The sequence below is a fragment of the Borreliella mayonii genome (genome assembly GCF_001945665.1).
In the GTDB taxonomy this organism is placed as follows: Bacteria; Spirochaetota; Spirochaetia; order Borreliales; family Borreliaceae; genus Borreliella; species Borreliella mayonii.
On sequence record NZ_CP015780.1, the window covers coordinates 724,991 to 745,352 of the forward strand.

Genomic DNA, 20,362 nt, shown 5'->3' on the forward strand with positions numbered 1-20,362 from the left:
TATAAGATTTTGCTAATTTTTGTAAATTATAATATAATACTTATGTCCATTAATGCATTGAGGAATATATGAAAATAGGTATTAGTGATATTAGGATTTTTTTGCCTTTAAATTATTTAGATTTTTCTGTTCTTTTGGAAAATCCTTTATATTTTTCTAATGAAGTTCTTTTTAAGAAAATCAATAGAGCAATAGATGCGACCTTGCAAAAAGGTTTTAGGTTTACCAGTCCCAATGAGGATAGTGTAACGATGGCAAGTTCGGCTGTTAAGCTTATTTTTGACAATAATAATCTTGATTTAAGCAAAATTAGAATGCTTTTGGGTGGAACTGAGACAGGCGTTGATCATTCAAAAGCAATTTCTTCTTATGTTTTTGGAGCTTTAAAGCAGTCTGGCATTTGTCTGGGAAATAATTTTCTAACTTTCCAAGTTCAGCATGCGTGCGCTGGTGCTGCTATGTCTTTGCACACTGTAGCAAGCGTTTTAAGCCATTCTAATAATTCTGAATATGGCATAGTTTTTTCTTCAGATATTGCACATTATAGCAATCTTACTACGGCTGAGATTACCCAAGGTGCTGGTGCAACTGCAATTTTGATTGAAAAAAATCCAAAGCTACTCTCGATTAATTTATCTGAATTTGGGGTTTATACCGATGATGTTGATGATTTTTTTAGGCCATTTGGAAGCGTTGAAGCTAAGGTGAGAGGTCAATATTCAGTTGAATGTTACAATAATGCAAACGAAAATGCTTTAAAAGATTTTGCTTTCAAAAAGCAACTCAGTATGAAAGATTTATTTTCTAATTATAGATTTGTTTTGCATGTTCCTTTTGCTAAAATGCCAATAGATTCAATGCATTATATTTTGAAAAAATATTACAGTGATGATGAATCTGTTAGAAATGCTTATTTAGAATCAATAGATTTTTACGATGGTGTTGAAGCTGCTATGGAAGTGGGGAATTTGTATACGGGTTCAATTTTTCTGTCTTTAGCATTTTATTTAAAAAGAGTATTTTCTAAGAAAAATATTGCGGGGGAAAAGATATTATTTTGTTCTTATGGATCTGGCAATATTATGATTATTTATGAACTTACCATTGAAAAGAGTGCTTTTGATGTTGTTAAATTATGGGATCTTGATGGGCTTATAAAAAATAGAAATAATGCAAATTTTGAAGAATATAAAGATTTTTTTCAAAATAAAATAGTTCCTGGTGAATCTAGAGGATTTTATTTAAAAGAACTAAGGAATGATGGATACCGAGTTTATGGGTATCGAGCCTAATATATTAGAAAATAAAAAAAGGCATATTGAGATTTGTTTAAATAAAAACGATGTTAAAAGTGGCTGCAATTTCTTAGAGTTTATTAAGCTAAAACATAATGCTCTTAGTGATCTTAATTTTTCTGAGATAAACACAAAAGAAGAGATATTCGGATACAATGTTAGCATGCCTGTTTTTATTTCTTCCATGACAGGAGGCAGTAAAGAGGGGAATAACTTTAATAAATCTTTAGTTAGAATTGCAAACTATTTAAAAATTCCTATGGGCTTAGGTTCTTTTAAGCTTTTGTTTAAGTATCCCGAGTACATAAAAGACTTTACTCTTAAGAGGTATGCTTATAATATTCCTTTGTTTGCCAATGTTGGCGCTGTTCAGATTGTTGAGTTTGGTATTTCTAAAATAGCTGAAATGATCAAGAGATTAGAAGTTGATGCAATTATTGTTCACCTTAATGCAGGACAAGAATTGATGAATGTTAATGGAGAGAGAAATTTTAAAGGAATAAGAGAATCAATAGCTAAATTGTCTGACTTTTTAAATGTCCCATTAATTGTCAAAGAGACAGGTTTTGGAATTTCGCCAAAAGACGTTAAGGAATTATTCAGCCTTGGAGTTTCTTATATTGATCTTGCGGGGAGTGGTGGAACTAATTGGATTTTAGTAGAAGGCATGAAGAGTAACAATCTAAACATTGCATCTTGTTTTTCTGATTGGGGTATTCCTTCTATTTTTACTTTACTTAGCGTTGATGATTCTCTAAAGGCTAATATTTTTGCATCTGGTGGATATGAGACGGGTATGGATATTGCTAAAGGCATTGCCCTTGGAGCTAGACTTATAGGTGTTGCAGCAGTTGTTCTTAGGGCTTTTTATGATTCAGGAGAAGATGCTGTATTTAGTCTTTTTTCTGATTATGAATATGTTTTAAAAATGTCTATGTTTTTAAGTGGAAGCAAAAGTTTATCAGAACTTAGAAATAATAAGTATTTTTTGAGTAGTTATTTGCTTTCTGAGCTTGGAGTCTTTAAGCAGTTTTATGGAACTTAGTAAAAATTTTAGACATAAAAGTGTTTTAGAAAAAAGGCAAGAGATAAAAAGTTTTTTGGGATTATCTTTTAAAGATTTTTTTTATAATAATGCCAATGAAGATTTTCTTTTTAATATGATAGAAAATTATATTGGATATTTATCTTTTCCTATTGGAATTGTAAAAAATTTGAAAATAAATAACAAATACTATTCTTTGCCAATTGCAACCGAAGAATCTTCTGTTGTTGCTGCCTTAAATTTTGCAGCAAAAATTCTTGAAAATGCTGATTTGAGGTATTCTTTGGATGAAGTTTTGGGAATTTCTCAAGTTTATATAAAATCGGGAAAAGATTTAAGTAAAATTTTTGTTGATCTTGGCGATAAAATCAAGACCTGGATTGAACCTCTTTTAGCCAATATGAATCGAAGGGGGGGTGGATTTAGAAGATTGTCAACTAGGTACATTAAAGAGCTTGGTATTCAAAAATTAAATCTTTATATTGATACTTGTGATGCTATGGGTGCTAATTTGTTAAACTCAATTGCAGAGCGTGTAGCAGAATTTATTTTTTTAGAATTTGGATATGAGTGTGTTTTAAAAGTTTTAAGCAATGATATTGGTGAATTTACAGCCAAAGCCCGTTTTGTTTTAGATTTTAAGCATTTGCTATCAGGTAAAGAGGATTCTTGGAATTTGGCTAAAAAAATTGAACTTATTTCTAGCATAGGTTTTTACGAAGAGGAGCGAGCTGTTACTAATAATAAAGGTATTATGAATGGAATTACAGGGGTATGTCTTTCAACTTTTAATGATACAAGAGCGCTTGAGGCCTCTGTTCATAAATTTGCTTCAAAAAGTGGTAAATATCTTCCCCTTAGTAAATTTTACACTACTGACAATGCTTTGGTTGGAGAAATTGAAATTCCTTTGCAAGTTGGAACTAAAGGCGGTGTTATATCTTTTGCTGAAGCTTCAATTTTAAGTTTTAGAATTATGAATGTAAATAGTAAAAGTGAATTTATTGGTATTCTTTCTTGTGTTGGACTTGCTAGTAATTTTGCAGCATTAAGGGCTCTTGCATTTAATGGGATTCAAAAAGGTCACATGAGATTGCATGTTGATAAAATACTCTACCTTTTAAAGACAAAATATAATATTTCTGATTTCGAGAAATACAAATTATTATTGGAAATGGAAAGAATGAATATTTATTCTTTTGATTTTGCTTTTAAAATTTTAAAGAAAATAAGGTCAGAAAATGCAAGTAAAGTGTAAGGCTTATGCAAGCCTGGCTTTAATCAAATATTGGGGCAAGAAGGATGTTTTTTTAAACATTCCAGCGACTTCTAGTCTTGCTGTTAGTGTTGATAAGTTTTATTCAATAAGTGAGCTTGAACTTTCAGATCGAGATGAAATAATTTTAAATTCAAAGCCAGTTATATTGAAAAATAGAGAAAAGGTGTTTTTTGATTATGCAAGAAAAATTCTTGGTGAGCCGAATGTTAGATTTAAAATTAAAAGTGAAAACAATTTTCCAACAGCAGCAGGCCTTGCAAGTTCAAGTTCAGGTTTTGCTTCTATTGCTGCTTGTATTTTGAAATATTTTAATAAATATTCTTGCAATAGTGCATCTAATCTTGCAAGAATAGGATCAGCTTCCGCAGCAAGGGCTATTTATGGGGGGTTTACTATTTTAAAAGAAGGCTCAAAAGAATCTTTTCAATTAAGAGATCAATCTTATTTTAATGATTTGCGCATAATATTTGCCATAATTGATAGCAATGAAAAAGAATTGTCTTCAAGAGTTGCAATGAATATTTGCAAACAGCATGAATTTTATTATGATGCTTGGATTGCCTCTAGTAAAAAGATTTTTAAAGATGCTTTATATTTTTTTTTAAAAAAAGATTTTATACATTTTGGATCAAATATTGTAAAAAGTTATCAGAATATGTTTGCTTTAATGTTTGCATCTTCTGTTTTTTATTTTAAAAGTAGTACAATAGATTTAATTAGGTATGCTGCTAATTTGAGAAATGAGGGGATTTTTGTATTTGAGACAATGGATGCAGGCCCCCAAGTAAAGTTTCTTTGTTTGGAGAAAAATTTAAATACTATTTTAAAAGGACTTAAGCAAAATTTTACTGGCATTGATTTTATTGTTTCAAAGGTTGGGCGTGGCTTAGAATGGATTTGATTAGTTTTTCTGTACCTGGGAATTTACTTTTAATGGGGGAGTATACTATTTTAGAGGAAAAGGGATTGGGGCTGGCAATTGCCATCAACAAGAGAGCATTTTTTTCTTTTAAAAAGAGCGATTCTTGGCGTTTTTTTAGCAAAAAGAAAGAGATAGACGATTTTTCTTTAATAGAAAATAGAAATGATTTTGTTTTTAAAATGTTTGCTTACTTGAGTCAAAATTATTTTTCTAATTTAGAGAGCTTTTCATATGATGTATATATTGATACAAGTAATTTTTTCTTTAATGATGGAACAAAAAAGGGATTTGGCTCAAGTGCTGTTGTTGCTATTGGTATAGTGTGTGGACTTTTTTTAATTTATAATGCTACTAATGTTGTCGATAAGGTTGAAATTTTTAAATATTGTTTGGAAGCCTACAGGCACTCTCAAGGAGGAATAGGTAGTGGATATGATATTGCTACTAGTATTTTTGGGGGTGTTGTTGAGTTTGAAGGTGGTTTTAATCCTAAATTTAGACAGTTGAGCGCCGTAAAGTTTAATGATTTTTATTTAATGCAGGGTTTGCGAGCAGTTAAAACCACTACTTCTATTTGTGAATACAATAAACACAGAGATTCTATTTTAGATTTTATATTGAAATGCAATTTGGAGATGAAAAAACTTGTTTTAAGTGTTAGTAGTTCTAAATCCGAATTAATTTCTAGTTTAAGAAGAGCTAAAGAATTGGGATTGGCAATCGGAGAGGCAATAGGAGTTTCAGCGGCTTTGCCTTCAAGTTTTAATCATCTTTTGGGTCAATGTGATTTGATTAAAGCTTTGGGAGCTGGAAATGAAACTTTTTTAGTTTACAGGCCTAATATTGAAGCTTTTGATTTGTCGAAAATTATTCCAATTGTTTTAGAGTACGAAGGTATTAAGTTTGAAATCGATAAATGCTAAGAATAAGAAAGCCTGCTAAAATATTGTTCTTGGGTGAACATAGTGCTGTTTACGGGTTTCCAGTTATTGGAGCCACAGTTCCTATTTATATGGATCTGGTATACAGTGTGTCTAAAAATTGGAAATATTTAGGAAAATCCAGTACAAGATTAAATAGCCTTATAAGCTTTATTGTTTCAAATTATAGCAAAGTTAATCCGATTGAGTTTGCTATAATTTCTGAAATTCCTATTGGAGTTGGTCTTGGTTCTTCTGCTAGTCTTAGTTTATGTTTTGCAGAATATATTATAAGTCATTTTGAATATAAAGATTGTAATAAAATTTTGTTGGCAAATCAAATTGAAAATATTTTTCATGGCAAATCTTCTGGAATGGATATTGGACTAATTGATCTTGGTGGAACTTTTTATTTAGAGAAAAAAGAAGATGTTTTGCATTCAAAAAAAGTAAAAGATTCTGGTTTTTATTTTTTAATAGGAGCTGTAAAAAGAGATTTTACGACTAAAGAAATAGTGGTTAATTTAAAAAAACATTTATTATCCGACACTGATTTATTTATTTTTATTGAAAAGCTTGGTCTTACAGTAAACAATGCTTATGTTTCTTTTCAGAATAAGGATGTGTATTCTTTAGCAAATGAAATGAATATTGCGCAATATTGTTTAAGACGTTTAGGGTTGTCTAACGATACTCTTGATTGGCTGATAAGTAGGGGAATCGAATTGGGCGCTCTTTCTGGCAAGTTAAGTGGTTCTGGTAAAGGGGGAGCGTTTATTTTTCTTTTTGAAAGTCTCAAAAAAGCCAATATAGTACAAAAAGAATTAAATAATATACTTAAAAATTCTAAAATAAATTTGCTTTTAGAGCTAAAAGTAATTGAGGTTTAGATTATTTTTGGGCCCAGAGAGATTCGAACTCCCGACATCCTGCTTGTAAGGCAGGCGCTCTGACCAACTGAGCTATGAGCCCTTTTACTACTAATAAGTAGTATACAGCATAATCTTTAATGGTGTCAATTCTTATATTTTCTTTTTCCAAAAAGAACTACAAATATATCTATATTGTCGGCTGTTTTTAATCTATAGCCACCTATTTTATCAGTATCTGTATTAACAAGAGCTTCTTTGTGGCTTGGACTATTAAGCCATGCATTAACTACTCTGTTAAGATCAATTCCTGATGCTAGTATTTCTCTTGTTAAATTAAAGGATTTGTCGTATTTATGTATTCTTTCCATTGGGGTTGTGCCAAAAAGGGTATGAGTTATCGTTCTATTTTCCCCCAGTTTAATGGCATATTCTTTTGCAACTTTTTCAAGAGTATCATCTATTTCTAGGTGGTTTAGATTTAATTTTTTTCTCAATTCAGCAATTTCTGAATATAAGATTTTCATATCTTCTTTTGTATCTATTGGGTGCACTGTATTTAAATTGCACGCTTGAGATAAAAACAGTGTAAAAATAAAAATCAATTTTTTCATTAAATATCCTTTTTATTTATTATGTGATTAAAATCATAATTATATCTCATTATGTATTATAATGATTATATAAAGGAGCTGGTTATGGAAAAGTATTTAAGCTATATAAAAAAGGACGATTTAGAAAAAATACATTTAAAATTACAAGAATTATTAGCAAGTTTGCATATTTTTTATTCTAATTTAAGGGGTGTTCATTGGAATATAAAAGATACTAATTTCTTTGTTATTCACAAAGAAACCCAAAATCTTTATGAATATATTGAAAAGATTATTGATATTGTTGCAGAACGCTCAAGAATGCTTGGTTATGATTCTGAATTTAGATATTCTGAGTTTTTAAAAAAATCCTTTATTAAGGAGCTTGATATTGAATCAACATCTAATTTTTTGCCTTCAATGCAAAGCATTGTTTGCAGTCTTTCTGAGATTTTGAAAAATATTTTTGGAATGAGAAAATTGATTGATACTGCTTGTGATTATGGTACTGCTAATATTATGGATGATATCATGAGTGACCTTGAGAAGCATTTATGGATGCACAAGGCGTTGCTTGAAAATTGTGGTTGTTTTTGTCACGATGAGAATGAGAGCAAATGTTGTGAGTGCGATACCAAATAACAATTTTATTAAAAGGTTTAACTTGTACTAATGAGTTTATCTGCATTAAGGCTATAGTTGTTGTTGGGGATTTATGAGTATTAGAAATATTGGAATTATGGCTCATATTGATGCTGGCAAAACTACTACCACAGAAAGAATTATTTATTATACTGGCAAAAGTCATAAAATGGGGGATGTAGATTCTGGAAACACTGTTACTGACTGGATGCCTCAAGAGCAAGAAAGAGGAATTACTATTAGTTCGGCTGCTATTACTTGCCATTGGAAGGATTGCCAAATAAATATTATTGATACTCCTGGGCATGTTGATTTTACGGCAGAAGTTGAAAGATCTCTTCGAGTTCTTGATGGGGGTGTTGTTATTTTTAGCGCTGTTGATGGAATTCAAGCCCAAACAGAAACTGTGTGGAAACAGGCAGAAAAATATGAAATCCCACGACTTGCTTATGTTAATAAGATGGATAGAATAGGCGCCAATTTTTTTAAAGTTGTGGGAGATATTGAAAATAAGTTTAAAACTATTCCTTTAATTTTGCAAATTCCAATTGGAAATGAAAGCAATTTTGAAGGAGTAGTTGATATTATTTTAAATAAAGAGCTTCATTTTTCAATGGAAAATGGAATTCCAAAATTAAATTATAGTCAAATTAGAGAAGAATTTGTTGAAAAAGTGATTTTTTTTAAGAAAAAGTTAATAGATATTCTTAGCCAATTTAGTGAAGAAATTACTCAATTATTTCTTGAAGATAAAGAGATTGGTTTAGATATTATTAAAAGAGAGATTAGAAGAGGTACTATTTCTAGATTTATTATTCCTGTTTTAATGGGAACTAGTTTAAAAAATATTGGAATAGAACCTTTGATTGATTCGATTGTAGATTACTTGCCGAGTCCTTTTGAAAAAAGTTTTGGTGCTTTTTCTTTAGATACAAATAATAAAATTTTAGTTGATCCTAATGAAAATAAAAAATTGTCAGCTCTTGTTTTTAAAGTTCAATATTCAAGCGTAATTGCTGCTCATCTTTATTTTGTTAGAGTTTATTCTGGCGAGATTAATTCTAATAAAAAAATTATCAATGCTTCAAATGGCAAGCGTGAAAAGTTTACGAAAATTTTTAGAGTTTTTTCAAATAAAAATGAACAAATAGATTGTGTAAAAACAGGCGATATTGGTGCTGTTTTGGGATTAAAGTTTTCTGTTACAGGAGATACTCTTGTTGAAGAAAGTAATAATATTTTACTTGAATCTGTTATGTTTCCAGAGCCGGTTGTTTTAATGTCTGTTGAGCCTGAAAGATCATCAGACGAGATTAGGCTAAAGGAAATTTTTGAAATAATATCTAAAGAAGATCCTACCTTTAGTTATTCTGAGAGCAAAGAAACAGGTCAATTGATTATATCTGGAATGGGCGAATTGCATCTTGAGATTATTTTAACAAGAATTAAAGATGAATTTAATCTTAATGTTTATACAGGAAAACCTCAGGTAAGTTATAGAGAGAGCGCAGGCAAAATTGTAAAAGAAGTTTTTGAGTTTAACAATATTTTTGCTGGCAAAAATATTGATTTTAAAATTGGAATGATTATTAAACCTTTGTCACGGGGTGAGGGAAATAAAATTGATTTTGAATGTGTTATTGACTCTACAATTAAGTCTGCAATATTGAGGGGAATTACAGCCGCATTTGTAAGTGGAGTTTTTGGATATCCTATTATTGATATTAATATTAGTATTTTTTCTGTTGTTTGTGGGACTGGTAAGATTAGCGAGAGTGCCTTTGAGTCAATTTCAGGATTTGCTTTTCATAGTATTTTTCAAAAATCAGATCCTATTAGACTTGAGCCAATAATGTTATTAGAAATTAGAACACCTATTGAGCATACAGGAGAAATTATTTCTACATTAAATGTTATAGGGGGCGCCATTCATTCAGTTGGCAATATTGGAGAGTATGATTTGATAAAATCAGAGGCGGCGTTTGAGAGGCTTTTTGGGTATGCTTCTATTTTAAGAAGTTCTACTAAAGGAAGAGGTAGTTTTACTATGGAATTTTCTTATTTTAAGGAAAAAAATAAGTTAATTAAGGTTATTAGTTTTTAAGGAAAATGGCTTTTCTTGTGTTTATTATTTTTAAACCCAATTAATTTTTATTGATGAGTTTTTATGTAAAAATGATTTTATTCCCTTTTTTGTCAAGCTTTAAGTTTATGAATGTGATATTATGATGTAAAATATTTTTAGCCTTAATATAGAGGCATTTTTGTCTTTTGTGAATAGATATAATATTGTATTGGTTTTTTCAATATGATATTTTATAATATTTTTTTATTTTAAAAATAAAGGAGGTGTAATATGCAGGGTGAAAATATGGTTTCAATTAGAGGCGGAAATAGAAGAAAAATTCTTCTTAGTCTGAAAAATATGCAATATTCAAGAACAGACTTAGCTCGTAAGTTGGCCTTGACAAATGCTGCAGTTACTATTTTAACTAATCAAATGATAAAAGAAAATCTTTTGATTGAAGTTGGCTCTAGGGTGTCTGATGTTAAAAAACATGGGCGAAAAGAAATACTTCTTGACATTAATAAAGATTATGCATATTCAATGGGAGTTATTATTTCTAGCAATTATTTTCAAATAGGTATTGCTAATCTTAAATGCGAGGTTTTAATAAGCGAGACTCATTCTTTTGAGCCCCCAGTTAGTGCTTATGATATTTTAGAAAAAATAAAAGATCATATGATAGAAATTATTTGGAAACATAATTTCTCAAGAGATAAATTTATTGGCTTAGGCTTTAGTATTACGGGGTTAATAAAGGATAAAGAATTAGGAATTGTTAATGACAGTTATGGAGCATGGATTGAAAAAGATGTTCCTGTCAAGAGAATACTTGAGGAATACTTTTCGCTTACAGTTTATCTTGAAAGCTATGTTAAAAATTTATCTCTTGCTGAATTTATGGGCAAGAATATAGATAATATTATGTTTTTTGATTACACAGATACTGCTGAACTTTCGATTTGGTCAGATGGCAATGTTTATCCTGGTTTTAATAATAAATCAGGCATGGTTAGTCACATGATAATTGATTATGAAGGAGAAAAAAATTGTCCAACTTGTGGTAATAAAGGTTGTGTTAATATGCTAATATCTAATTTTGCTTTGCAGAGATTGATTTCAAAAGAGTTTATGAATGGTGAGATTCCTGAGCTTTATGAAAAGTATGAGGGTAGATTAAAAAAGGTTACAATATATGATATTTTTTCTCTTTATGAAAAATATGATTTTATAAATAAAATTATGGAAGATACTGTTAAATATTTGGCAATAATTATTGTCAATATTCAAAGAATGCTTGATTTTAATTATTTAGTACTCTATGGTCAAAGTTTTAAATTAAAAGCTTTTTTTGATTTGTTAAAAGAAGAGATTAAAAAGCGCAATAAAGAAAATATAGTATTAAAGCTTAGTTCATTAGATACCGAAGTTTCTGTTGTTGGGCCTGCTTCTAGTGTTATTTTTAATAAATTTTATTTGACTGGAGGAGATATTGATTAATATTGCCTTTTTTTGTATCTTATATTTGACAAGATTATTTTTGAGAATAAGGGTTGTTTTTAATGCTTGAAAGTTTGGGGTCAAATTTTAGGAATTTTATAAACTATCTTTCTGGAAAATCTACAATAAATGATAAAAACATTGCAGAGGCTATTGAGATTATTAAAAATTCTTTAGTTGATGCTGATGTTAACTTAAGAGTTATAAGGCGTTTTTTAAATTCTATAATTGAAGAATCCAAGGGAGTAAAAGTTTTAAGGGGTATTGATCCTAAATCTCAATTTATTAAAATTGTCAATGATAATCTTGTTAAATTTTTGGGAGGCAAAAGTTGTGAGCTTAATTTACATCCTGCCAATAAGCAATCTTATATTCTTATGTTGGGACTTCAAGGTTCTGGCAAGACTACAACATGCGCCAAGCTTTCTTTAAAGCTTAAAAAGGAAAATAGAAAAGCACTTCTTGTAGCTGCTGATACATTTAGAGCAGCGGCCGTAGAGCAGTTAAAAATATTGGGTGGTCAAATAGGTGTTCCAGTATTTTCAATTGAAGGGGAAAAAGATCCTATTAAAATTGTTAAAGCGTCTATGAAGTTTGCTAAGTCTAATTTTTTTGATTCTGTAATAGTTGATACTAGAGGACGGCTTGAGGTTGAATCTTTATTACTCGAAGAGATAAAAAAAATCAAGGAGATTTTGCAGCCCGCAGAAACCATTTTAGTGGTAGACTCTATGATGGGGCAAGTTGCTGTAAATATTGCTAAGGAATTTAATGAGAATGTTGGACTTACTGGTGCAATATTTTCTAAGTTTGATTCAGATACCAGAGGGGGTGCTGTACTGTCGTTTAAAAGCATTTGTGCAGTTCCTATTAAATTTATTGGCGTTGGAGAGAAAGTTGAAGATTTTGATTCCTTTTACCCAGAAAGAATTGCTTCTAGAATTCTTGGTATGGGGGATGTTGTTAGTCTTGTAGAAAAGGTCCAAAGCGTTGTTGACAAAGAAGAGGCTATTAAGCTTGAAGAAAAAATTAATAAAGCTAGTTTTAATTTTGAAGACTATTTAAGCCAATTTAGGCGCATTAGACAAGTAGGAGGGTTTTCTAATTTTGTAAGTTTTTTGCCAGGTGTTTCAAAATCAATGCTGAATAGCAATAATTTAAATGAAGAAAGTTTTAATAAAGAAGAAGCTATTATTCTTTCTATGACCAAAAAAGAAAGAATAAATCCAGTAATTTTGAACAATCCTTCAAGAAAAAAAAGAATAGCTTTGGGAAGCGGAACAACTGTTTTTGATGTTAATAAGCTCATAAAAAAGTTTAGTCAAACAACTTTGATTATGAAAAAAATGAAAAATAAAGATTTTCAAAATAAGATTGCATCCCTTTTGGGAAAATAAGGAGGAATAAATTTGAGCGTTAAGATAAGATTGAAGAGAATGGGAGCTAAAAAAAGGCCTTATTATAGGATTGTAGTTATGAATTCTATGTCTCCTAGAGATGGTAAAGCAATTGAAGAGCTTGGCTATTATCATCCTGTTGAAAAGCAAAAACAAATAAAAATTAAGGAAGATAGAATGAAAGATTGGATAAGCAAGGGAGCAATTTTAAGTGATACAGTGAAAATGCTTTTAAATAAAAACAACTTGAATGCGAAAAGTCAGGAGGTTTAGATGAAAGAGTATGGGAATGAGATCGAACTTATAGAGTTTATAGTAAAGTCTCTTGTAGATAAAGAAGATGAAGTAAAACTAAATGTAATTGAAGGGGAAAAATCAACTATTTTAGAATTAAGGGTTTCCCAAGGTGATGTAGGCAAGATAATAGGAAGACGGGGCCGTATTGCGCGGGCTATTAGAACTTTGCTTGGAGCTTGTGCTGCTAAAACCAATAGGCGAGTACAATTGGAAATTTTAGATTAATTTATGTTTATTAAAGGCGTGATATTGTCGTCTTATGGAGTTAATGGGTATGCTAGGGTTAAAAGCATATCCAATAATTTTTGTGATTTTATTAATCTAAAAAACAATAAAGTCCTTTTAAAAAAAAACAATGGTTCTGCTATTGAAATTAAGGTTGCAGATGTTAATATAAAGGGTAATTCTTTATTTTTGAAGTTTGAAGGGATTAATACTCCAGAGTCAGTTAAGCCTTTGATTGGTTTTGAATTATGGGTTGATGATTCGCTTGCATCTAGTTTAAAAGAAGGTGAATATTATTTAGGAAAACTGATTGGTTATGCTATTGTTAATGACAATAGAAATCTGGGAGAAGTTGTAGCTTTTTTTGAATATTTAAATAGTGTATTTCTTGAGGTCAAAGTGGGCATTAAATTTTTCTTTATTCCCTTTTTGAGCATTTATATTGGAGATATAAATGCTAGAGAAAAAACAATTGAGCTTAAGGTTTTAGATCTTTTAAGATGAAATTTACAGTTATATCCCTTTTTCCAGCAATAATTAAACCATTTTTTGAAAATTCAATAATGAAAAAAGCTATTAACAAGGGAATAGTAAGTTTTGAGCTTGTTGATGTTAGAGATTTTTCAAAAGATAAACATAAAAGATGCGATGATTTGCCTTATGGAGGCGGTGCTGGGATGGTATTAAAGGCTGAACCCATTTCTTTTGCTCTTGAGCATGTAGAGGCTGCTAAGAAAACAACAATATTTTTAAGTCCTTCTGGGATAAAGCATACCCAAGAGTTGGCGTATTCCTTGTCAAAAAAAGAAGAAATTGTTATAATTTGTGGAAGATATGAAGGAATTGATCAACGTATTATAGATTTGTATGTTGATTTTGAGATTTCTATTGGAGATTATGTTTTATCTTCAGGAGAGATTGCAGCCCTTGTTTTAATAGATAGTGTATATAGGTTGCTAGATGGAGTAATAAATCCTAATTCTTTATTAGAAGAATCATTTGGTGTAAAAAATGGATTGCTTGAATATCCCCATTATACTAGGCCTTATAGTTTTATGGGGATAAAGGTTCCAGAAGTTCTTATTTCAGGGCATCATGAAAATATAAAGAATTGGAGGCTTGTTAAAGCTAGAGAAAAAACTAAGAAAAATAGATATGATTTATACCTTAAATATTTAGAGATAATAGGAGAAGATAATGGATTTGATAAGAAAAATTGAAGCTCAGAATAAAAAAAATGAAGCTTTTGTCTTTAATGTGGGAGATACTGTAAGGGTTGTCTATAAAATCATTGAAGGTAGTAATGAAAGGTTGCAGAGTTTTGAAGGGATTGTTATTTCTTTGCAAAACAAGGGAATTGGCAAAACATTTTTGGTTAGAAAAATTTCTTCAGGAATAGGTGTTGAAAAAATTTTCCCAGTATATTCTCCTATTATAGAAAAGGTTGAAGTTTTAAGAAGGGGAAAGGTTAGAAGGGCAAAGCTTTATTATATGAGGAATAGAATCGGTAAGGCTGCTATGAAGATAAAGGAGCGTCTTAATATTAAAAAAAGTTAAGCATTAGTTTTTAGGTTATTTTGAATATTTTAGCAAATTGGGCCATAAGATGAATCAAATTAGATTGAGATTGAAAATTATTTTTTGATTGATCTTTTGTTTTGTAAATTTTTATTCAAGATTTAGCAGGATTTTTGCTGTTTTAAGAAAAATTTTGGCAAGCTTGGTTATGTATTTGTTATAATTAAAAACATTAATTAATTATTATTATTAAATTTCAATGTTGGTTTAATTGTACTTTTGTCTTTAAAAAGCTAAAGATTTAAAATTTTAATTTGTTTAAAAACTTTCAAGCTATGCGAGTGATTTTGTACTTAAATTTTTGTTTTTCTTTTTTTATATAGTAAATATTTATTTTTTGTCGTTAAGGAGAGTTAATTTTGAAATATACTCAAGGTAAGTTTAAGAGTAGTAATTTTCAGAAACACAATAAACGTTTTTATGGTTTTAAGAATAAAAGATTAAATTCTGAGATTAAAAGTCAAAATGTTGCCTCGCCAAACAGTTTTAATAATAGATCGACTATTTTGAATGCAGATAAACAAAATGTTTCTAAAGGTAAATTTAGAAGAAAAAGTATAAAATTTAAAACAAGAATAAATCTTGATATTGCTTGTGCTATTTGTGAAAAAAAAATAAATGATATTGTTTTTAGTATGTCTTTAAAGGTTGAAAATGAAGATAAGCCTGTTCATTTTGATTGTGTTATCAATAAATTAACAGTTGAAAATAATCTTTCAAGTAATGAAAAATTGGTTTATAGAGGTGCTGGTAAATTTTTTATTGTGGATACAGCTTCTAGAGGAGAATATTTATATTTCAAAATTATTAAAGAGATTGAATTTGAAAATTTAGAAGAACAACCAATATGGCGTAAAAAAATTCTTAAAGATATTAATAGGGGATTTAGGCTTTCTTGATATGAAGGTGGCGGTTTTTCCAGGATCTTTTGATCCAATTACCTGGGGCCATATTGATTTAATTAAAAGATCCTTGGCCATTTTTGACAAAGTTGTTGTTTTGGTGGCTAAAAATAAATCAAAAAAATATTTGCTAAGCGATATTGAGAGGTTTGGTCTTACAAAAGATGTTATTTCGTCTTTAAATTTTTCAAATGTATCTGTAGATATGTATAGCGGGTTTATTGTTGATTACGCATTAATTAATTCTATTAAATTTATTGTTAGGGGAATTAGGGCTTTTAATGATTTTGATATAGAGTTTGAAAGATATCTTGTTAATAATAAGTTAAATTTTAAAATTGATACTATATTTTTACCAAGTAGTGCAGAACATTTATATGTAAGGTCAGATTTTGTAAAGGAATTAATGAGTAAAAAGGATGTTGATCTTTCTAATTTTGTTCCAGAATTAGTGTTTAATAGATTAAAATCTAAGTTTATTGACAAATGACTTGGTTAATATATATATTATTAAGATAATTTAATGTAGTTTAAAAGTAGTTAGGAGAAAATAATGGCTGTTCCAAAATTTAAGCCTTCAAAATCTAGGAGTAGAACAAGGCGTAGTATAAATATGAGGAAGAAAGTTCCGCAATTTCAAGAATGTTCTAATTGTGGTAATCTTGGAGTGAGACATAGGATTTGTTTAAAGTGTGGGTATTATAGGAATAACCAATATCTAGAAATAGGTTTGTAGCTTGTAGTAAGGAAGGTGTATTCATGGATAATGATGAAATTTTTAGCAAGGTTAGGTCTATTATATCTGAGCAACTTGATAAAAAAGAAGATGAAATTACTATAGACTCTAGATTTGTTGAGGATCTTAATGCAGATAGTCTAGATATTTATGAGCTTTTGTATTTGCTTGAAGAGGCCTTTGATGACAAGATTCCAGAGAACGAAGCCAATGAATTTGAGACGGTAGGCGATGTTGTTAATTTTATTAAAAAGAGAAAAGGTTGATGAAAAAAAATTCTTCCGATTTTTGTTTTGGCAGTGAAAGAAGGGCTCAATTAAGTGAATTTTTGGAAAATTTGAGCATTGATTTTAGTAATTTTGATTTATTAAATACAGCATTGAGCCACTCGTCGTATTCTAATGAGTTGGATCAAAAATCTAGCAATAATGAAAGATTAGAATTTTTGGGCGACTCTGTGCTTAATTTGATTATTACAGATCATCTTTATAAAACTTATCCAAATAAAAGTGAAGGAGAGCTCAGCAAGGCTAGATCTTATATTGTCAGTGAAGATTCCCTATCTAATATTGCTAGGGAGATTAATCTTGGTTCTTATGTTTTACTTGGCAGAGGAGAGGAGAGTAATGATGGCCGCAACAAAAAAGGCATTCTTGCAGATGCTATTGAAGCTTTTGTAGGCGCTATTTATCTTGATAGTGGGTTTTCAAAGGCAACAGAATTTGTGGTTGGACTTTTTGACATGTCTATAAGATTGATGTTTAATAGGGGTGATTTTAAAGATTATAAGAGCTTGTTGCAAGAATATGTTCAAAAGAAATATAAAATCTCACCAAGCTATAAGCTAGACAAGGAAATAGGTCCAGATCATGATAAAGTTTTTTGCGTTGAACTTTATGTTGGGGAAAATTTTATATCAAACGGAAGGGGTAAATCTAAAAAAGAAGCCGAAATGAGAGCTGCTGAAATAGCTTTAAAAACTATGGAAAATATTAGCCTTTAAGGTTGTAATTTTTTTTATAAGATAATTTTTAGTATTAAGCTTGGGATTTTCAATTACACAGCTTAGTAGTATGTTTAAAATTTTACCTATATTTTTATTTTCTATTTGTTCTAGATTTTGAATATCTTTTCCGTTTATTTTTAAATCTTTTAAAGAGAGAGGATTTTTTAGTAATTTTTTCCTTTTTATGTTTTTTATTATAAATAAATATTTTTTCTTTTTTCCTTTGAGTGCCTTGTATATATCAATTATTTCTTTATAATGTTCTCTTGTGCTCTTGCTAAGCAAGTGTCTAATATCACTTAATTTTTTTACATTAAAAATATTATTGTTATCAATTATACTTCTATAAAATAAAATTAGCTTAATTTCTTTATTTGAGAATTTAAGTAAGGTTAATTTTTCCTTTAGTTCTTTTACGGGTTTTTTAATTGTCAATATTGTGATTGCCTTTAGATAAAATTTGTCTTTATCAAGCAGGACAATTTTTTTGATTAATTTTGTTTTTATTTCTAGATTGAAAAAATTCTTAAAAAAATCAACTTTTTTAAGATAATAAATTCCTTTTTGTATATTTGCGCCCTCTAACAATTTATGAAATTCATTTTTTATTCTTTCTTTTGAAATCATTAAAATATTTTCTTTTTTATATTTCATTGAAATTAAAGTATTTTTTTCAATGTCAAAATTAAGTGTGGATGAAAATCTTGCTGCTCTAAGTATTCTAAGGGCATCTTCTTCAAGTCTTTTATTTGGATTTCCTATACATCTTATTGTTTTCTTATTAAGGTCTTTTTTCCCATCATAGCAATCTATTATGTTGAAGTTGAAAATATTCATTGCAATTGCATTAATTGTAAAATCCCTTCTTTCAAGATCTTTAATTAAATTTTTAGTATATTCTACTTGTTTAGGAGCTCTGTTATTTTCATATTCTTTTTCTATTCTGTATGTTGTGATTTCAAAGATTTTTTTATTAAAAATAATGCCAATTGTTCCATGTTTTATTCCTGTTTTAATGTTATTTGGAAATAATTTTATTATTTCTTCAGGAGTTGCATTTGTTGCAAAATCAAAATCGTAGGGTTGTTTATTAAGTAGTAGGTCTCTTAAAGCGCCCCCAACTAAATAAAATTCGTAGTTGTTTTTTTTAAATATTTTACCAATTTTAATTATATTTTGATTATCTTTGCCTAGATTCATATAAAATTATATTATAGTGTAAATAATTTTTTTCTAAAATTGATTTACAATTTTAATTTATTTGAAGTATGTTATAAGTAGTACTTTATTTTTAAATGGTTTTATTGGGGTTTTATGAGTGGTAATAACAATAGTGTATATAATTCCATAGGTCAACTTTCAAAAGAGACTAAAAATAGGTTGATGAATGATATAAAAAAAAGCTTAGGTTTAAATTCTTCCGAGTTTGTTTTACCCAATAGTAGCAATGAGCCTTATGTTGATTCTCAGCTTGAAAAATTTCTTTCAGGGCGTTTAATGGAAGAATCATTTTTTATTAGAATGTGGTTAACTATTTTAAATTTTTTTCAGAAAGATAAAAGCAAAGAAGATATTTATAAAACTTATGTTATAAAAAACCTAGAAAATCAAATTAATGAAATGTATAAAAATCCAGTAATAGATTTTAAGAAGGAATGTTTGCATGTTGGTTTTGTAGAAATGTTTTTTGGTGTTTATCGATATTCAATGGAGTTGAAAGAATTTTTTAGGAAATTAGAAAAAGGCGGCATTGTTGTTGAGCAAACTATTTTAGAAATTATTCAAAGTAAAGTTCTTAATTCTAAGAAAAATTTGGAAGATTTTTTAGATGAAGGCAAATATGAGCTCTTTTTGAAAAGAGAAAAAACTCAAAACGATTTAGAAGAATCTCTTAAGGTCAAAATAAATGACTATATTAATTCTATTCCATCTAATACTTATAGAATTGTTTCTGATATGTTTGAGTTTTATTATGTTTTTAATAGTTTGGCGTTTTTTCCTTACAAATCTTTTTTTTCATTTTTCAATGTAGATCTTTTAGATAATGCTGAAAATATTAGCATTGTTGACCTTGAGGTTGGATTTGGAACCAGCTTTTCAAGTGTTAGTAAGTATTTAAATTATTTTTTTGATATTTTGTATACATTAAAAGATATTGAGATAGATGAAGATATTGTTAAAAGCATTATATCAAATTATTTTTTAATATCTGATGATATTAGTAATTCAGAGACAATTTCAAGAGAAGATCATATGTCTAGAGTAGAATATGTATTGAAAAATGTTTTATCGATTTTATCTAAGATCGTTGGCTTGTCAAGAACTTTGCCTTATTTAGATGTTTTTAGAGTATATTGCAAAAATCCTGTTGCATCTCCTAAAAAATATGTACCTTTTTTTGATGTGAAAAATTTTTATGAGAACATTTTATTTTTAAATGTTATGGGTCAGGCTATTAAAAAGCGTGATAGCTCTTTAAAAGTTCTTGTAATTAAAGAAATAAAAAGCCTTGTTAGAGATCCTAGTGTAATTTTAAATTTAAAGGGCGAGATTTTTAATGAATTAAATCTTAGTCATTATAGTTTTAAAAAGTTGTATTTTCTTAATGATTTTTTTAAAAACATATATGATGTTAGAATGATGGAAGTTTTAAGAACTATAAATAATGTCGTATTAATTAATAATCATGATTTGAGAAATATATATGTTGATATTGAAAATAATATTGCTGCTTTAAAAAAAGAAATTTATAATATTTACTTTGAGATTGATTATAAAAATGAAGAGTTTGAAAGGTATAAAAGAGAGAGTAAAATTGATGATCCTTATAAAGAAAGGATTTTGAAGTGGTGTTTGAATGAATCGGTTTCTATTGATAAGGTTTCAAATAGATTTGTAGATTATTTTATTGAGCTTAAAAAGAGATGTTTAGCTCTGTTGGAAAATCATAATGTTTTTATTCGAAAATCTTTAACAGTTTCTTACAAATCAATGGTAAATGAAGATAAAAAAATTACATTAGCTGATGTTATTGGCAATCTTTTAGAAATTATTAATCAAACACTTTTTATAGTCAGAAATTTATAAATTT

General features: G+C 28.9%; 23 protein-coding genes and 1 tRNA gene. 21 read left to right on the forward strand and 3 right to left on the reverse strand.

Annotated features, from left to right (window positions below; genetic code table 11):
- The first annotated feature begins 68 nt into the window (after window positions 1-68).
- From Bmayo_RS03455 to mvk, 6 genes are read left to right on the forward strand one after another with little or no spacing between them, the layout of a single operon-like run.
- Window positions 69-1,292 (forward strand): hydroxymethylglutaryl-CoA synthase, encoded by a 1,224-nt coding sequence (locus Bmayo_RS03455; protein ID WP_075552334.1) that lies wholly within the window; start codon window positions 69-71, stop codon window positions 1,290-1,292.
- On the forward strand, window positions 1,276-2,340 hold the full coding sequence (fni, locus tag Bmayo_RS03460) for a type 2 isopentenyl-diphosphate Delta-isomerase (RefSeq protein ID WP_075552335.1): 1,065 nt from the start codon (window positions 1,276-1,278) through the stop codon (window positions 2,338-2,340). The genes Bmayo_RS03455 and fni overlap by 17 nt, the downstream gene beginning before the upstream one ends.
- Window positions 2,330-3,598: a hydroxymethylglutaryl-CoA reductase, degradative gene (locus Bmayo_RS03465; RefSeq protein ID WP_235633172.1), complete on the forward strand. Its 1,269-nt coding sequence runs from the start codon at window positions 2,330-2,332 to the stop codon at window positions 3,596-3,598. The genes fni and Bmayo_RS03465 overlap by 11 nt, the downstream gene beginning before the upstream one ends.
- A complete protein-coding gene (gene mvaD, locus Bmayo_RS03470; protein WP_075552337.1) occupies window positions 3,582-4,520 on the forward strand; it encodes a diphosphomevalonate decarboxylase in 939 nt (312 codons plus the stop codon). Before Bmayo_RS03465 ends, mvaD begins: the two co-directional genes overlap by 17 nt.
- On the forward strand, window positions 4,511-5,464 hold the full coding sequence (locus Bmayo_RS03475) for a GHMP family kinase ATP-binding protein (protein WP_075552338.1): 954 nt from the start codon (window positions 4,511-4,513) through the stop codon (window positions 5,462-5,464). The genes mvaD and Bmayo_RS03475 overlap by 10 nt, the downstream gene beginning before the upstream one ends.
- Window positions 5,458-6,351 (forward strand): mevalonate kinase, encoded by an 894-nt coding sequence (gene mvk / locus Bmayo_RS03480; protein WP_075552339.1) that lies wholly within the window; start codon window positions 5,458-5,460, stop codon window positions 6,349-6,351. Before Bmayo_RS03475 ends, mvk begins: the two co-directional genes overlap by 7 nt.
- 8 nt (window positions 6,352-6,359) lie before the next feature.
- On the opposite strand, the gene Bmayo_RS03485 is transcribed toward mvk, so the two are convergent.
- Window positions 6,360-6,433, reverse strand: a tRNA-Val gene (locus Bmayo_RS03485).
- A gap of 43 nt (window positions 6,434-6,476) precedes the next feature.
- Window positions 6,477-6,944, reverse strand: a complete 468-nt coding sequence (locus Bmayo_RS03490) for a BB0689 family surface lipoprotein (protein ID WP_075552340.1) — start codon at window positions 6,942-6,944, stop codon at window positions 6,477-6,479.
- 84 nt (window positions 6,945-7,028) lie between these two features.
- On the opposite strand from Bmayo_RS03490, the gene Bmayo_RS03495 reads away from it, so the two are divergent.
- From Bmayo_RS03495 to rnc, 14 genes are all read left to right on the forward strand, one after another.
- Entirely contained in the window at window positions 7,029-7,565 is a 537-nt protein-coding gene (locus Bmayo_RS03495; RefSeq protein ID WP_075552341.1) for a Dps family protein, read from the forward strand.
- A 73-nt stretch (window positions 7,566-7,638) separates the two neighbouring features.
- Entirely contained in the window at window positions 7,639-9,669 is a 2,031-nt protein-coding gene (fusA, locus tag Bmayo_RS03500; protein WP_075552342.1) for an elongation factor G, read from the forward strand.
- A gap of 252 nt (window positions 9,670-9,921) precedes the next feature.
- Window positions 9,922-11,130 (forward strand): host adaptation transcriptional regulator BadR, encoded by a 1,209-nt coding sequence (gene badR, locus Bmayo_RS03505; RefSeq protein ID WP_075552343.1) that lies wholly within the window; start codon window positions 9,922-9,924, stop codon window positions 11,128-11,130.
- 62 nt (window positions 11,131-11,192) lie between these two features.
- Window positions 11,193-12,527 (forward strand): signal recognition particle protein, encoded by a 1,335-nt coding sequence (gene ffh, locus Bmayo_RS03510; RefSeq protein WP_075552344.1) that lies wholly within the window; start codon window positions 11,193-11,195, stop codon window positions 12,525-12,527.
- A gap of 12 nt (window positions 12,528-12,539) precedes the next feature.
- Window positions 12,540-12,800, forward strand: a complete 261-nt coding sequence (gene rpsP / locus Bmayo_RS03515) for a 30S ribosomal protein S16 (protein WP_075552345.1) — start codon at window positions 12,540-12,542, stop codon at window positions 12,798-12,800.
- Entirely contained in the window at window positions 12,801-13,049 is a 249-nt protein-coding gene (locus tag Bmayo_RS03520; RefSeq protein ID WP_075552346.1) for a KH domain-containing protein, read from the forward strand.
- A gap of 3 nt (window positions 13,050-13,052) precedes the next feature.
- Window positions 13,053-13,553, forward strand: coding sequence for a ribosome maturation factor RimM (gene rimM, locus Bmayo_RS03525; protein WP_075552347.1), 501 nt, complete (start codon window positions 13,053-13,055; stop codon window positions 13,551-13,553).
- Window positions 13,550-14,269, forward strand: coding sequence for a tRNA (guanosine(37)-N1)-methyltransferase TrmD (gene trmD, locus Bmayo_RS03530; RefSeq protein WP_075552348.1), 720 nt, complete (start codon window positions 13,550-13,552; stop codon window positions 14,267-14,269). Before rimM ends, trmD begins: the two co-directional genes overlap by 4 nt.
- On the forward strand, window positions 14,247-14,606 hold the full coding sequence (gene rplS / locus Bmayo_RS03535) for a 50S ribosomal protein L19 (RefSeq protein WP_075552349.1): 360 nt from the start codon (window positions 14,247-14,249) through the stop codon (window positions 14,604-14,606). The genes trmD and rplS overlap by 23 nt, the downstream gene beginning before the upstream one ends.
- A gap of 380 nt (window positions 14,607-14,986) precedes the next feature.
- Complete coding sequence (locus Bmayo_RS03540) at window positions 14,987-15,526, forward strand: hypothetical protein (RefSeq protein ID WP_075552350.1); 540 nt, start codon at window positions 14,987-14,989, stop codon at window positions 15,524-15,526.
- Window position 15,527: 1 nt separating this feature from the next.
- Window positions 15,528-16,019, forward strand: a complete 492-nt coding sequence (coaD, locus tag Bmayo_RS03545; protein ID WP_075552351.1) for a pantetheine-phosphate adenylyltransferase — start codon at window positions 15,528-15,530, stop codon at window positions 16,017-16,019.
- Window positions 16,020-16,082: 63 nt separating this feature from the next.
- Window positions 16,083-16,265, forward strand: coding sequence for a 50S ribosomal protein L32 (gene rpmF, locus Bmayo_RS03550; RefSeq protein ID WP_075552352.1), 183 nt, complete (start codon window positions 16,083-16,085; stop codon window positions 16,263-16,265).
- Between the two features lie 23 nt (window positions 16,266-16,288).
- Complete coding sequence (acpP, locus tag Bmayo_RS03555) at window positions 16,289-16,531, forward strand: acyl carrier protein (RefSeq protein ID WP_004789379.1); 243 nt, start codon at window positions 16,289-16,291, stop codon at window positions 16,529-16,531.
- On the forward strand, window positions 16,531-17,268 hold the full coding sequence (gene rnc / locus Bmayo_RS03560; RefSeq protein ID WP_075552353.1) for a ribonuclease III: 738 nt from the start codon (window positions 16,531-16,533) through the stop codon (window positions 17,266-17,268). The genes acpP and rnc overlap by 1 nt, the downstream gene beginning before the upstream one ends.
- On the opposite strand, the gene Bmayo_RS03565 is transcribed toward rnc, so the two are convergent.
- Window positions 17,239-18,471, reverse strand: coding sequence for a CCA tRNA nucleotidyltransferase (locus tag Bmayo_RS03565; RefSeq protein WP_075552354.1), 1,233 nt, complete (start codon window positions 18,469-18,471; stop codon window positions 17,239-17,241). The two genes, rnc and Bmayo_RS03565, sit on opposite strands and share 30 nt — an antisense overlap.
- Window positions 18,472-18,585: 114 nt before the next feature.
- On the opposite strand from Bmayo_RS03565, the gene Bmayo_RS03570 reads away from it, so the two are divergent.
- Window positions 18,586-20,358 carry a DUF5312 family protein gene (locus Bmayo_RS03570; protein ID WP_075552355.1) on the forward strand — a complete coding sequence of 591 codons (1,773 nt, stop codon included), beginning with the start codon at window positions 18,586-18,588 and terminating at the stop codon, window positions 20,356-20,358.
- The last annotated feature ends 4 nt before the right edge of the window (window positions 20,359-20,362 follow it).

Excerpts from the sequence above, each read along its gene's own strand:
- Bmayo_RS03455 (WP_075552334.1), top strand. The coding sequence starts at position 69 with ATGAAAATAGGTATTAGTGATATTAGGATTTTTTTGCCTTTAAATTAT.
- fni (WP_075552335.1), top strand. The coding sequence starts at position 1,276 with ATGGGTATCGAGCCTAATATATTAGAAAATAAAAAAAGGCATATTGAG.
- Bmayo_RS03465 (WP_235633172.1), top strand. The coding sequence starts at position 2,330 with ATGGAACTTAGTAAAAATTTTAGACATAAAAGTGTTTTAGAAAAAAGG.
- mvaD (WP_075552337.1), top strand. The coding sequence starts at position 3,582 with ATGCAAGTAAAGTGTAAGGCTTATGCAAGCCTGGCTTTAATCAAATAT.
- Bmayo_RS03475 (WP_075552338.1), top strand. The coding sequence starts at position 4,511 with ATGGATTTGATTAGTTTTTCTGTACCTGGGAATTTACTTTTAATGGGG.
- mvk (WP_075552339.1), top strand. The coding sequence starts at position 5,458 with ATGCTAAGAATAAGAAAGCCTGCTAAAATATTGTTCTTGGGTGAACAT.
- Bmayo_RS03490 (WP_075552340.1), bottom strand. The coding sequence starts at position 6,944 with ATGAAAAAATTGATTTTTATTTTTACACTGTTTTTATCTCAAGCGTGC.
- Bmayo_RS03495 (WP_075552341.1), top strand. The coding sequence starts at position 7,029 with ATGGAAAAGTATTTAAGCTATATAAAAAAGGACGATTTAGAAAAAATA.
- fusA (WP_075552342.1), top strand. The coding sequence starts at position 7,639 with ATGAGTATTAGAAATATTGGAATTATGGCTCATATTGATGCTGGCAAA.
- badR (WP_075552343.1), top strand. The coding sequence starts at position 9,922 with ATGCAGGGTGAAAATATGGTTTCAATTAGAGGCGGAAATAGAAGAAAA.
- ffh (WP_075552344.1), top strand. The coding sequence starts at position 11,193 with ATGCTTGAAAGTTTGGGGTCAAATTTTAGGAATTTTATAAACTATCTT.
- Bmayo_RS03520 (WP_075552346.1), top strand. The coding sequence starts at position 12,801 with ATGAAAGAGTATGGGAATGAGATCGAACTTATAGAGTTTATAGTAAAG.
- rimM (WP_075552347.1), top strand. The coding sequence starts at position 13,053 with ATGTTTATTAAAGGCGTGATATTGTCGTCTTATGGAGTTAATGGGTAT.
- trmD (WP_075552348.1), top strand. The coding sequence starts at position 13,550 with ATGAAATTTACAGTTATATCCCTTTTTCCAGCAATAATTAAACCATTT.
- rplS (WP_075552349.1), top strand. The coding sequence starts at position 14,247 with ATGGATTTGATAAGAAAAATTGAAGCTCAGAATAAAAAAAATGAAGCT.
- coaD (WP_075552351.1), top strand. The coding sequence starts at position 15,528 with ATGAAGGTGGCGGTTTTTCCAGGATCTTTTGATCCAATTACCTGGGGC.
- rpmF (WP_075552352.1), top strand. The coding sequence starts at position 16,083 with ATGGCTGTTCCAAAATTTAAGCCTTCAAAATCTAGGAGTAGAACAAGG.
- acpP (WP_004789379.1), top strand. The coding sequence starts at position 16,289 with ATGGATAATGATGAAATTTTTAGCAAGGTTAGGTCTATTATATCTGAG.
- rnc (WP_075552353.1), top strand. The coding sequence starts at position 16,531 with ATGAAAAAAAATTCTTCCGATTTTTGTTTTGGCAGTGAAAGAAGGGCT.
- Bmayo_RS03565 (WP_075552354.1), bottom strand. The coding sequence starts at position 18,471 with ATGAATCTAGGCAAAGATAATCAAAATATAATTAAAATTGGTAAAATA.
- Bmayo_RS03570 (WP_075552355.1), top strand. The coding sequence starts at position 18,586 with ATGAGTGGTAATAACAATAGTGTATATAATTCCATAGGTCAACTTTCA.